This window comes from Bradyrhizobium sp. USDA3516 (assembly GCF_057651995.1).
This window is the reverse complement of the sequence record NZ_JBYGYN010000012.1, coordinates 247,841-260,613: the sequence shown is the minus strand read 5'-3', so window position 1 is coordinate 260,613 and position 12,773 is coordinate 247,841. Positions and strand designations below refer to the sequence as shown.

At 66.2% G+C, this 12,773-nt stretch carries 11 protein-coding genes; 6 read left to right on the top strand and 5 right to left on the bottom strand.

Annotation, left to right across the window (positions count from 1 at the left end):
* Positions 1-56 precede the first annotated feature (56 nt).
* Both AC24YW_RS31875 and AC24YW_RS31870 read left to right on the top strand, forming a co-directional pair.
* On the top strand, positions 57-377 hold the full coding sequence (locus AC24YW_RS31875; RefSeq protein WP_487486427.1) for a hypothetical protein: 321 nt from the start codon (positions 57-59) through the stop codon (positions 375-377).
* 178 nt (positions 378-555) lie between these two features.
* Positions 556-2,049 (top strand): NAD-dependent succinate-semialdehyde dehydrogenase, encoded by a 1,494-nt coding sequence (locus AC24YW_RS31870; RefSeq protein ID WP_487486426.1) that lies wholly within the window; start codon positions 556-558, stop codon positions 2,047-2,049.
* A 190-nt stretch (positions 2,050-2,239) separates the two neighbouring features.
* Here the strand turns inward: AC24YW_RS31870 and AC24YW_RS31865 are convergent, their stop codons facing one another.
* Positions 2,240-3,154 carry a phosphoribosylaminoimidazolesuccinocarboxamide synthase gene (locus tag AC24YW_RS31865; RefSeq protein WP_487486425.1) on the bottom strand — a complete coding sequence of 305 codons (915 nt, stop codon included), beginning with the start codon at positions 3,152-3,154 and terminating at the stop codon, positions 2,240-2,242.
* Positions 3,155-3,217: 63 nt separating this feature from the next.
* The gene (locus AC24YW_RS31860) at positions 3,218-4,135 is read right to left on the bottom strand and encodes a pirin family protein (RefSeq protein ID WP_487486424.1); all 918 of its coding nucleotides are present in this window, start codon (positions 4,133-4,135) and stop codon (positions 3,218-3,220) included.
* Positions 4,136-4,332: 197 nt separating this feature from the next.
* Between AC24YW_RS31860 and AC24YW_RS31855 the strand changes: the two genes are divergently transcribed.
* Complete coding sequence (locus AC24YW_RS31855; protein WP_487486423.1) at positions 4,333-5,388, top strand: helix-turn-helix domain-containing protein; 1,056 nt, start codon at positions 4,333-4,335, stop codon at positions 5,386-5,388.
* 312 nt (positions 5,389-5,700) lie between these two features.
* On the top strand, positions 5,701-7,128 hold the full coding sequence (locus tag AC24YW_RS31850) for a serine hydrolase domain-containing protein (RefSeq protein ID WP_487486422.1): 1,428 nt from the start codon (positions 5,701-5,703) through the stop codon (positions 7,126-7,128).
* Between the two features lie 193 nt (positions 7,129-7,321).
* On the opposite strand, the gene AC24YW_RS31845 is transcribed toward AC24YW_RS31850, so the two are convergent.
* Positions 7,322-8,689, bottom strand: coding sequence for an MmgE/PrpD family protein (locus AC24YW_RS31845; RefSeq protein WP_487486421.1), 1,368 nt, complete (start codon positions 8,687-8,689; stop codon positions 7,322-7,324).
* 117 nt (positions 8,690-8,806) lie between these two features.
* On the opposite strand from AC24YW_RS31845, the gene AC24YW_RS31840 reads away from it, so the two are divergent.
* Positions 8,807-9,922 (top strand): FUSC family protein, encoded by a 1,116-nt coding sequence (locus AC24YW_RS31840; protein WP_487486420.1) that lies wholly within the window; start codon positions 8,807-8,809, stop codon positions 9,920-9,922.
* Between the two features lie 307 nt (positions 9,923-10,229).
* Positions 10,230-10,724, top strand: coding sequence for a septal ring lytic transglycosylase RlpA family protein (locus tag AC24YW_RS31835; protein ID WP_487486419.1), 495 nt, complete (start codon positions 10,230-10,232; stop codon positions 10,722-10,724).
* Between the two features lie 15 nt (positions 10,725-10,739).
* Here AC24YW_RS31835 and AC24YW_RS31830 read toward each other — a convergent pair whose 3' ends face one another.
* Together AC24YW_RS31830 and AC24YW_RS31825 are read right to left on the bottom strand one after the other, a co-directional pair.
* The gene (locus AC24YW_RS31830; RefSeq protein ID WP_487486418.1) at positions 10,740-11,249 is read right to left on the bottom strand and encodes a DUF2867 domain-containing protein; all 510 of its coding nucleotides are present in this window, start codon (positions 11,247-11,249) and stop codon (positions 10,740-10,742) included.
* Entirely contained in the window at positions 11,246-12,646 is a 1,401-nt protein-coding gene (locus AC24YW_RS31825; protein ID WP_487486417.1) for an MATE family efflux transporter, read from the bottom strand. The genes AC24YW_RS31830 and AC24YW_RS31825 overlap by 4 nt, the downstream gene beginning before the upstream one ends.
* Between the last annotated feature and the right edge of the window lie 127 nt (positions 12,647-12,773).

Genomic DNA, 12,773 nt, shown 5'->3' with positions numbered 1-12,773 from the left:
GCTCGAGATTGACGCAAATGTTGCCGGCCGTGGATGGGCGGCGAGGGGGACCTCAGATGATTTCGACCTGGAGTGAATGGAAGCGCTACCCCCGTGCCGGACGGGGCGAGAACCTGGAGGCGCCGATTTCGCCCGGCATTTACGAGGTCCGCATCGCCGGCACCGGCGCGCTCTATTCCTTCGGCGCGGTCGACAATCTGGCGCAGGCGCTGGCGTTGCTGCCGGTCGGCTCGAAGTCGTGGTTCGGCCGTCGCAACACCTCCCACGTTCCCGATCTCGAATACCGGACCTGCGCGACTTCCACGAAGGCCGACGCCAAGGCCGCGGCCGAGCGCATGATCGGCCGGCGCGAGACCTATATGAGCGGCGCGGCGTAACTGAACCGAGAATTTGCCAGGTCATGTCGGCGCGCGGCCCCACCTCTCCCCGTCGGGGAGAGGTGAAGAGACAGCGCTCCCAGCTTAACTGCCAGCAGATGTGCGTTGCGGGGCGGTGCATTGCGCATCGCTTGCTCCTATATTCCGGGCCGATCCGATCGCCCAGGGAGAGAACGCCATGACACCGACCGCCGCCGCACGCGCCCCGCAAGCCACCGCCACCCTGCGCGACCGGTTGAAGGATCCTTCGCTGCTGAAGGAGGCCTGCTACATCGACGGCGCCTGGGTCGGCACGCCGGTCTTCGCCGTCAATAATCCCGCCACCGGCGCCGAGCTCGCGAAGGTCCCGCAGCTTGGCGCTGACGACACCACCCGGGCGGTCGAAGCCGCCGAGCGCGCCTTTCCGGCCTGGGCCAAGCACACGGCCAAGCAGCGCTCCAACACCTTACGCAAATGGTTCGAGCTGATCACCGCCAACCGCGAGGATCTCGCGCTGATCCTCACCTCCGAGCAGGGCAAGCCGCTCACCGAGGCGCTCGGCGAGGTCGATATCGGCGCAGCCTATATCGAGTTCTTTGCGGAAGAAGCCCGTCGCGTCTATGGCGAGACCATCCCGACCCAGCGCGCCGACGCGCGTCTGCTCGCGATCAAGCAGCCGATCGGCGTCTGCGGGGCGATCACGCCGTGGAATTTCCCGAACTCGATGATCACGCGCAAAGTGTCGCCGGCGCTGGCGGCCGGCTGCACGGTGGTGCTCAAGCCCGCCAACGAGACGCCGCTGTCGGCGCTGGCGCTGGCCGTGCTCGCCGAGCGGGCCGGCATCCCCAAGGGCGTACTCAACATCATCACGGGTGACGCCCCGCCGATCGGCAAGGTGCTGTGCGAGCATCCGGCGGTGCGCTTCGTCGGCTTCACCGGCTCCACCGCCGTCGGCAAGATCCTCTATCAGCAGGCCTCCGTCGGTGTGAAGCGGCTCGGCCTCGAGCTCGGCGGCAACGCGCCGTTCGTGGTGTTCGACGATGCCGACATCGACGCCGCGGTCGAAGGTGCGATCGTCTCGAAATACCGCAACATGGGCCAGACTTGCGTCTGCGCCAACCGCATCTATGCCCAGGACAAGATCTACGACGAGTTCGTGCAGAAGCTGTCGAAGAAGGTCGCCGCAATGAAGATCGGCGACGGCACCGAGAGCGGCGTGACGCAGGGCCCCCTGATCAACATGAAGGCTGTCGACAAGGTCGAGCGCCACATTGCCGATGCCGTCAAGCGCGGCGCCAAGGTCGTCACCGGCGGCAAGCGCAGCGAGCTCGGCCGCTCCTTCTTCGAGCCGACGGTGCTGGCCGACGTCAAGCCCGACTCGCTGGTGTCGCAGGAGGAGACCTTCGGCCCGCTCGCACCCGTGATCCGCTTCAAGGACGAGGCCGACGTCATCGCGATGTGCAACGCCTCGCCGTTCGGCCTCGCCTCGTATTTCTATTCCCGCGATATCGGCCGGGTCTGGCGTGTCGCCGAAGCGTTGGAATCGGGCATGGTCGGCGTCAACACCGGCCTCATCACCACCGAGGTGGCGCCCTTCGGCGGCGTCAAGGAAAGCGGCCTGGGCCGCGAAGGCTCGCGTCACGGCATGGAAGAATATGTCGAGATCAAATACGTGATGATGGCGGGGGTGTGAGGCCCGACTGTCTACCCATCGTCATGGCCGGGCTCGACCCGGCCATCCACGTCTTCTCGCGGAGCAAAGAACGTGGATGCCCGGGACAAGCCCGGGCATGACGAGCACCAATGCCGTGCCCGAGTTGCGCTACGCTCCACCGGGCTACTGCCTGCGCTCGCAATGACGGAGCACACGGCAAAAGCCGCGCCTAAATCTTCAGTTCCGCTCCCGTCACGCGCCGATAGGCTTCCAGGTATCGCTTGCTGGTCGCGTCCACCACGCTGGCCGGCAGCGGCGGCGGCGGCGCGTCGCCGTTCCAGCGGCCGGCGCGGCGCTCGACATCGAGGTAGTCGCGCAGGGGCTGCTTGTCGAAGCTCGCCTGCGGCTGGCCCGGCTTGTAGGCGTCCACTGCCCAGAACCGCGAAGAGTCCGGCGTCATCACCTCGTCGATCAGGATGATGCGGCCGTCCTTGTCGCGGCCGAACTCGAACTTGGTGTCGGCGATGATGATGCCCTGCTCGCGGGCGAGCTCCTCGCCGAGCGTGTAGATCGCGCGCGTCATGCTTTCCAAGGTATAGGCGACCTCGTCGCCGACCACCGCGCGCATCTTCGCGATGGTGATGTTCTCGTCATGGCCGCTCTCGGCCTTGGTTGCCGGGCTGAAGATCGCAGGCTCCAGCTTCTCGCTCTCGACGAGGCCGGGCTTCAGCGTCTCGCCGGCCAGCGTGCCGCTCACGGCATATTCCTTCCAGGCCGAGCCTGAAAGATAGCCGCGGATCACGCATTCGATCGGGAATACGGTGGTGCGCTTGCACAGCATGGCGCGGCCGAGGATCTCGGCGCGGTGCGGTTGCAAGGCCGGCACGGCTGCAATGATAGCGTCGGTCTCGGCGCTGATCATGTGATGCGGCACCACGCCTTCGAGCTCATTGAACCACCACGCGCTGATCTGCGTCAGCACCGCGCCCTTCATCGGGATGGTCTCGCCCATCACGACGTCGAAGGCGCTGATGCGGTCGGTGGTGACGAGCAGCAGGCGGTCGTCGTCGACGGCATAGATATCGCGCACCTTGCCGCGTCCGATCTTGGCAAGCGGCAGGTCGCTGGAGAGCATGGTGGTCATCGGCAAAGCTTTCGCACAAGGAATCCAGCCGCATTTGGTTGCACGGCCGGACACCGGATTACCCTATTCCGGCAGCGGAATGAACTCGTGTTCCTGCGGAACTGCGGCGAAGCGGCCGGTTTTCCAGTCCTGCTTGGCCTGCTCGATCCGCTCCTTGCTGGAGGAGACGAAATTCCACCAGATGTGGCGCGGGCCCTCCAGCGCATCGCCGCCGAGAAACATCATCCGCGTCGCCTTCAGCGCCTTCACGGTGATGCGGTCGCCGGGCCGGAAGATCAGCAGGCGCGGCCCCTCGTAGCGCTCGCTCGCGATCTCGACCTCGCCGTCGATCACGTAGATCGCGCGCTCCTCATGATCAGGGTCGAGCGGCACGCTTGCGCCTGCGACCGCCGTGACCTCGGTGTAGAACCAGGGCGAGACCATCGAGACCGGCGAGGTGATTCCGAAGGCGGAGCCCGCGATCACCCGCGCGGTGAAGTCGCGCTCGGAGATCATCGGCAAATCGCCCGCCGCGTAGTGCTGGAACGACGGTGCGATCTCTTCCGATCCGGCCGGCAGCGCGATCCAGCTTTGCAGACCGAGCATCTTCTGGCCCGAGGCGCGCTGTGCGTCCGGCGTGCGCTCGGAATGGGCGATGCCCCGCCCGGCCGTCATCAGGTTCATCGCGCCGGGCGCGATCTCCTGGACGTTACCCTCGCTGTCGCGATGCATGATCGCGCCGTCGAACAGATAGGTGACGGTGGCAAGCCCGATATGCGGATGCGGCCGCACGTCCATGCCCTTGCCGGAGACGAACTGCACCGGGCCGAAATGATCGAAGAAGATGAACGGTCCGACCATCTGCCGCTTGCCGTGCGGCAACGCCCGCCGCACCGCGAACCCGTCGCCGAGATCGCGCGTGCGCGGCACGATGACGAGATCGAGCGCATCGCAGGACATGGGATCGCCGAGCACGGGATCGTTCGAGGGCTGCCAGCTCATGGGGGGACTCCTTTTTATTCTAGCGAGCCCGATCGTAGCAGGATTTGACGCTGCGGTGGTGACAAACCCCGGCGAGAAATCGTGTCGTAACAGCGCGACACACCCCGCTCCAGTCGCGGCAGGCGGATGGTCCTTGAAAAATCTGACGCAACGAACGATGGTCGGCTGCTTTCAACTGCGACCAATTGCATCACCCGATGACCCTCGCCGCAACCGAGCTCGCCTTCCGCGCTGCCAGCGTCGCGCTGCTGCTCGTGCTGGCCGCATCATTGCTGACCGATTTCCGCAATGTGCTCGCGGCCCGCCTCGGCGCGGCCTTCGCGCTCGGTTCGGCAGCGCACGCCGCGAGCTATTCAATCGGCGTGTCGTCGCCCGTTCCGGCCTGGCATGCGCCGCTGATTGCATTGTCGACCGGCAACATCGTCGTGTTCTGGCTGTTCACGCGCGCGCTGTTCGACGACGACTTTCGCTTACGCCGGTGGCATGGCTTGATCTGGGCCGCGGTGACCGCCTTCAGCTTGGTCGGATGTCTCTGGATCGCGCCCGGCGGCAACGCGCGATTCTCCGTGACTGCAGTGAACCTGATCGTGCTCGGCTTCATCGCGCTCGCGGTGGCGCAGACGGTTCGATCGTGGCCCGCCGATCTGGTCGAGCGTCGCCGCCGCCTGCGCGTCTTCATCGTCTGCGCCGCCGCACTCTATGGCGGGTCGAATGCGCTGCTCCAGATCCTCGTTGCCTTCAGCGCCGGCGATGTCGCCGACACGATCAATACAGGCGTGCTCGCCTGCATCGTTGCCGCGATCGCCTACGCAACGTTGCGCGTCGATGGCGCCGATCTGTTTCCGATCGCGCCAGAGCCCAGACCTGTGATCGCGCCGGTCCAGCCTGTGGCCGAGGACGTCGACCAGAAACTCATCGACGCCCTGATGCGCCTGATGGCGGACGAGCGGATCTATCGCCAGGAGAACATCACCATCGGTGTGCTGGCGGGCCGGCTGAAGATTCCCGAATACAGGCTGCGCCGGCTGATCAACCAGCGGCTCGGCTATCGCAACTTCAATGTGTTTCTGAACAACCACCGCATCGAGGAAGCCAAGGCCGCGCTCGCCGATCCCACCCAAGCCGAGGTCCCCGTCATCACCATTGCCATGGACGCCGGCTTCCAGTCGCTGGGCCCGTTCAACCGGGCATTCAAGGCAGTCACGGGCGTGACGCCGACGGAGTACCGGCGGCTGAAGAAGAGTGCGGCGTGATCTGTCTCTACCTCTCCCCGCCTGCGGGGAGAGGTCGGATCGCTCTTGCGATCCGGGTGAGGGGGTACAGGCCTCACGAAGATCGCACGTGTGGAGAGAGGCCCTCACCCCCAACCCTCTCCCCGTAAGAACGGGGCGAGGGGGCGCACCACCGTCGTGGTGACATTGTCCTTGTATGCAATTGAAATAGCTCGTTTATTTCAACATCGGCCAGCCCCGCTCCGATTTCAACCGACCCATTTTCCAAATCCGGCGAGCATCCAGCGTCGGCATCCCGCTTCCTCCCGCCAACGCCCCAGCCGGAGAAAGCCCGTGACCCGCCGCCGCAAGATCCTCCTCATCGCCTCCGCCATCGCCGCAGCCGGCCTCGCACTCGGCGCGGCCCGGGCCCGCGACGTGCCGAAGGTCGCGACCGGCTTCGTCGCCGGTATCCTGTGCGCCGAGACGTTCGTCTCCGGCCTCGATCCCAGGCGCAACTTCGCCGAGACCACCGATGCCATGCCCGGAGCGAGCCTGATCGACTGGGCGGTGGAATACGGGATCGACCGCGTCCGCAAGGACGTCACGGTGACGCTGTTCGGCATCGGCCGCAGCCATGCCGTCTATCGCGAGGGCCTCGGCTGCACGCTCGAGCACGGCGCCGGCATTGCCGCCGTCGCGTCGCCGCCTGACGACAAACGGCCCGCGCTGCTACCCGAGATCGCCGGCCCCGGAATCGTGCCGCCGCAGAGCCCCGCACTCGCCGCGGCGCTTGACCGTGCCTTCGCCGAGCCCGCGCGGCCGCCTCACCGCCGCACCCGCGCCATCGTCGTGATGAAGGCCGGCCGCATCGTCGCCGAACGCTACGCCGACGGCATCGGACCCGAGACGCCGCTGCTCGGCTTCTCCATGACCAAGTCGGTGGTCTCGGCGCTGATCGGCGTGCTGGTGCACCAGGGCAAGCTGAAGCTCGATGGACCCGCCCCGGTCGCCGCCTGGAAAGATCCCGACGATCCGCGCCATGCCATCACTGTCGATCAGCTGCTGCGCCACACCGCGGGCCTTGAGCTCGGCAGCTCGTTGCAGGCCTCGCTCGGCTCCGCCTTCGAGCCGGTCAACCGGATGAAATTCGCCGAGAAGGACATGGCCGCCTATGCCGAGAGCATGCCGCTCGCAACCGCGCCCGGCACCGCATGGAACTATCACGACGGCAACACCCTCATTCTCTCGCATCTGATCCGCGATGCGACCGGCGGCACGCCGGAAGACGCGCTGCGCTTTGCGCGCCGCGAATTGTTTGCCCCGCTCGGCATGCGGAATGTGGTGCTCCAGCTCGACGGCGCCGGCACGATCGAAGGGTCGAGCGAGATGCTCGCCTCCGGCCGCGACTGGGCGCGCTTCGGCCAGCTCTATCTCAATGACGGCGTCGCCGGCGGCAAGCGCATCCTGCCGGAAGCGTGGGTGAACTATTCGGCGACGGCCACGCCAAACGCGTGGGTCGGCATCGGCGCCGGTTTCTGGACCAACCGGGGCGACAGCTTTGGCGCAAACTTTCGTCTGGAGCACGGCTGGCCGCGCGATGCCTTCTTCGCCAAGGGAACGATCGGGCAGTACACCATCGTGATCCCGTCGGAGCAGCTGGTGATCGTGCGCCTCGGCCGCTCGCCAAACGCACCGCCGCAAGCCGACGGCGTGTTCGATCTCGTACGCGATGTGGTCGCGGCAACGCGCGAAAAGGGGAAGCTGGCCGGAGGGGATTGAGCTCTTTCTTACCCTCCCCTGGAGGGGGAGGGTCGATCGCGCGAAGCGCGAGCGGGGTGGGGTGATCTATCCACTCGGGCAGTGTTGGATGTGGAGAGACCGTCACCCCACCCCGCTACGCATTCCGCTTTGCTACATGCGTAGCGACCCTCCCCCTCCAGGGGAGGGTAAGAAGCGGCTGCGGCTCTCGCTGCTACCTCCCCAATTCCGTCGCCTGCGCCACGCGGTCGAACCGCTCCAGCGTCATGATCGCATCCGCGAACTTCTCCGCGCGCGCGTTCAGCACGGGGCGGGCCAGCGTCAAAAACTTCTGCTGCATCGCCTGCGTATCCGGAAACGAGGTCGGCTCTCCGGACGGATCGGCGTAGAGCCGCTCGTGCACGCCGTCGTCCGTGGTGATGCTCACGCGCGCGCCAAACGGATGGGTGCGGCCGATCTCGAGCCGGTCGTCCTGCACCACGTCGAACTTGTCGGCGAGCGCGTCGATGGCGGCATCGCCGAGCCGGTTGTAATCGTCCCAGCCGAATGAACCCTGGTCGAGTGCGAGCGCGCCGGTGAAGAACATCGAGAACTGGCCGCCGACGATTGAGCGCGGGTGCCGCTTGGTGGCGGCGTCGCCGGTCAGCGTGATGCCGTTGCGGTGCAGGCCGATCTCGACGCGCTTGACCTGCTCAGGCGTCAGATTGTGCTCGCGCCGCATCGCGATCAGCGCGTCGATCGCGGCATGGGTGTAGCGGCAGCTCGGATAGGGCTTCACGCCGATCTTCATCGTTTCATAGGTCTTGCCGAGCTCGGCCACCGCCTTGTCCGGATGCGCATCGTCGGTATAGCCGGCGAGCAGGCCGTGCTTGCCTTCGACCGACTCGGTCGCACCGACGAAATCGTTGCGCGCCAATGTCGCGGCGATCACGCCGTTCATCGCGGCGGCGCCGACCTGGTAGCGCTTGTTCCAGGCGCCGTTGACCAGAAATTGCAGCGAGCCCGCGGCCTGGCTTCCGGAGACGCCGAATGCGGCGATCAGCTGCTTCTCGCTGAGGCCGAACAGCTTGCCCGCCGCCGCGGCCGCGCCGTAGGTGCCGGCCGTCGCGGTCGGGTGGAAGCCGCGCGCGTAATGCGAGGTCGGGTCGAGCGCATTGCCGAGCCGGCAGCACACCTCGTAACCGGCAACGATCGCCGTCAGCACGTCGCGCCCTGACGCGCCGACCATCTCGCCGACGGCGAAGGCGGCCGGCACCACCGGAGCGCTCGGATGCAGCGAGGAATCGGCGTGGGTGTCGTCGAAATCGAGCGAATGCCCCAGCGCGCCGTTGAGCAGTGCCGCGACCGCCGGCGTCCAGGTCTTGGTATCGCCGAACACGGTGGATTCGCCCCTGGCGTCGAGCGCCAGCGCCTCCAGCATCTTCAGCATCGACGGGGTCGATTCCGCCTCGCGCCGCGCCCGGATCGCGCTGCCGAGGAAGTCCAGCGTCAGCACCTTGGCGCGCTCCAGCACCTCCGCCGGAATATCCTGGTATTTCAGATTGAAGACATAGGCGGCGAGCGTTGCGGTTTCGTGAGCCATCGTGTTTCCTCGATTTGGCGCGCAAGTTAGGCGGGCTGATTTGGCCTTTCAAGCGGCCTTGCGGGTGCGGGGACCAGCCATGCTTTTGCTTAGGCGAAAAGGATCGGGATATTCCGTATGACGCGCGCAAGGCAGCTGTTCGAGCGGGTTCGCGCGCGGCGAACGCAATTGGGGCTGGCGATCCGGGTCACGGTCGCCGCGACCGCGGCCTATGCGATCGCCACCGCGCTCCACCTGTTGTTGCCGCTCTGGGCGGTGCTGACCTCGCTGATCGTGACCCAGATGAGCGTCGGCCGCTCGCTGAAGGCGACGCGCGACTACATGCTCGGCACCATCGGCGGCGCGATCTATGGCGGTGCCATCGCCATCCTGATTCCCTATTCCAGCGAGGCGGGCCTGCTCGGCCTCTTGGTCCTCTCCGTCGCCCCGCTCGCCTTCATCGCCGCAATCAATCCGAGCCTCAGCGCCGCCACGGTCACCGCCGTGATCGTGCTCCTGGTTCCGACCCTGCATCATGCCGATCCTCTGACCTCGGCGATCGATCGGGTCAGCGAGGTCGGCGTCGGCGCGGTCACGGGATTGCTGGTCTCCTTCCTGGTGCTGCCCTCGCGCGCGGTGCGGCAGATCCGCGCCAGCGCGGCGGTTCTGCTCGAGCTGATCGCCGATGCCCTCGCCGAGCTGCTGGCGGGCCTCACGCGCGGTCGCGACAACGACGCGCTGCACCGGATCCAGGACGGCATCGGCAATGCGATGGTCAACCTGAATGCGATCGGCTCCGAAGCCGAGCGCGAGCGCGCGGCGCGGCTGTCGAGCGGCCCGGACACCGGCCCATTGCTGCGAACCATCCTGCGGCTGCGGCACGACGTCGTGATGATCGGCCGCGCCACGGTGGTGCCGTTGCCGGTCGAGGTGCAGCTGCGGCTCGCAGCTCCATTGAATGAGGTCTCGACCGTGATCGCGCGCTTCCTGCGCTCGGCTGCGGCTGCGCTACGTGAGGGCGCCGGCGCGCCGCCGATCCACCCCGTGCACGTCGCGCTCCAGCACTACGCCGAGGCGGTCGCGTCCGTCCGTCAGGACGGCCTGATCCGCGGCCACCCCAGCGACACCGCCGAGCGCTTCTTCGCGCTCGGTTTCTCCCTGGAGCAGATGCACCAGAATCTCGGCGACCTCGATCGCGTGGTCGGCGAATGGTCGGAAGCAGCAAGCGACAAGTCGGTGCGCGTTGCCGAGTGAGTTGAACGTATCCTCCTAGACTCGTTTCGACAGCACTGCATACATCGGAAGTTCAGTAGTTATTGCTGCCTGCGTGTTCTGACGCTGCGCGCGCAAGGTTCCATCGGGTCATGCTGCTGACGCAATCTCTGTCTTAATCGGCGGGAAGCTAACACGACGTGAGGACCACTTCGGTTCACACAACGGTTCCGTAGCCAGGGCTGGCTCGAATCCGCAAAACGATCGGCGCAAGTTGATGAACGCTGCTGCGTTCGCTTGACCAATTTTGCGGTTCTGGAACCGGGCAATCTAAAAAATCACAGGGCTTATGATGCTATTCCGCTCGAGCGCCGCAATTTGCGGCGCCCTGCTTGCGCTCGCCATTTCTGCTGCCGTTGCTCGAAGTGAAACGCGTGGGGGTCACTCAACTGCCGTCGTCGATGCCGCCTCCGGCGATGCGATTATTGGCGCGGCGTCCACCTATAATCCGTTCAAGCCTGGCAAGGAGGAGGGCGGTCCGAAGACGGCCTCTGGCGAACGTTATGATCCCTCCGCCTGGACGGCTGCCATCAAGACGAGTCTGCGCCGGAAATTTGGTGGGGTCGAATTTGGCGCGAGGCCGAAATATGCTCTCGTCGAGGCCGTAGGCAAGAAGGTCATCGTCAAGATAAACGACGTGGGACCACTCAGGCCTGGCCGAATCATCGACCTCAATGAGCGAACGATGCGCCATTTCGATCCGAGCATGGACCTCGGTGTCATTCCTGACGTGAAAGTCAGTCCGCTCGCTGGCGACAATTGGACTGCAGGGCCGGTGGGCTGAACACGGCGTGTTCGTTCAATGTCGGCCCGCACAGTTCATCGGGGCCGGCGCCACGATCCGTCCCATCATGTTGCGGACCACGAGCTTGTGGAAGGGCATGATCAGCGCGAGATAGGTCCGGCCGAGCAGGTTGTGCGTGCGCACGAGCGTGGTCGAGGTCACATGGCGGCCCGCGGCATCGCCTGAAACGTCGACCACGATGCGGAAGTCGAGGTGCGAATCGTCGAAGCCGGCAACGAGTTGCTCCGGCGTCTCGCTCAGCACCGGAAACAGGCCGATCAGGCCGTACGGCGCCGGCGCGCCTTCGCCCGATGTCTTCAGCCCGAACGGCCTCACCAGAATGTTGCGCAGGCGCAGCAATGCGTCGATCCAGCGCGGCCCGTGCAGCACCATCCTGGTGCAGGCTTCGCGCGCATTCACCGCCATCGCACCGATCTCGACACGAAATGCATCGGCGAACTGCGCGCCCGCGAGCACCGCACGCGGATCGATCTCGGGCGTGACTTCGTGAACTGTTGCTCTCATCCCGCCATTTTGCGCGTCAGCATCCGGAAGCGCAAGATCAGGAGCCCGGCATAGACGAACGTGCCGACGGAAAATCCGATCCAGACGCCGACCGCGCTCAGCCCCGTGTGGAACGCCAGCATCCAGCCGATGGGAAAAGAGACGCCCCAATAGCCGATCGCGGCGAACAGCAGCGTCATTCGGGTGTCGTTGATGCCGCGTAGCGCGCCGCCCATGATGGTCTGCAGGCCGTCGGCGATGAAGAAGCTGGCCCCTACCAGCAGCAGCGTTCCGGTCAGCTCGATCGTGGCCGCGCTTTCGCTGCCGGCGCCGAAGAACAGCCGGCCGAGCTGATAGCGGCCGATCACGATGCCGATCGTCAGCGCGGAGACCAGCGCGAGGCCGAGCACGGCTGCGACGAGCCCTGCGCGCTTCACCGCCGCCGGATCGTTGCGGCCGAAGGCGTGGCCGACCCGCACCGTCGCCGCCATGCCGATGCCGAGCGGCACCATGAACAGCACGGCCGTGACCTGGAGCGCGATCTGGTGCGCGGCGATCGCGGTGGTCGAGATCAGGCCCATCAGCAGCGCGGCCGAGGAGAACAGGCCGTATTCCAGCAGCAGCGAGAACGAGATCGGCGCGCCGATCGCGATCAACTGGCGCATCAAGGGCCAGTCGATCCGCCAGAGGCGGGCGAGTGGATGATATTCTGCGAACGGCTTGCGCAGGCCGGCGATCGCGAGCGCGGCGAGGAAGGTGCCGAGATTGACCAGCGTGGTCGCCAGCCCCGCGCCGAACAGGCCGAGTTCGGGCAGGCCGAACAGGCCGTGGATCAGGGCATAGACCAGCGCGGCATTGACCGGGATCGCCGCCAGCGTGATCCACAGCGGCGCCTGCGGCCGGTTCACCGCGCTCATCATGCTGCGCAGCGCGATGAATCCGAGCGCCGGTGCGATGCCCCAGGCGAGGCCATTCAGGTAGTGCTGCGCCAGCGCGGCCGAGTGCGGCGCTTGGCCGAGCGCGAGCAGGATCTGCTCGCCATAGAGCGGCGAGGCCATCATCGGCAGCGAGATCAGCAGCGCGGCCCACAGACCGACGCGCAAGGAGCGGCGAATGCGCCCGACGTCGCCGGCGCCGAATGCCTGCGCCGCCAGCGGCGACACGGCGGAGGTCAATCCGAGCCCGAACGTGAAGCTGACGAAATAGACCGTGTGGGCCAGCGCCGCCGCGGCCACGGCGTCCTCGCCGAGCCGCCCGATCATCGCGAGATCGGTCGTGATCATGGCGATCTGCCCGAGCTGGGTCAGCATCATCGGTACGGCGAGGCGCAGCGTCTCGCCGAATTCCTCGGCAAGGTGGTTCTGCGTTGCGTCCCGGCGTGCCCGGTACGGCTGTTTGGTATCCAAAAGCTCGGTCATGCCGGGGACATAGCAGCCTCGATCGGCGAAGTAACGGCAAAGAAACGTGAGGGCGCCGGCCGCTGAAAAAAGACGTCTTCAGGCGAAGGAAAGTTCGGGTCGGGCCGTATTCGTCATGTGCGGCGAA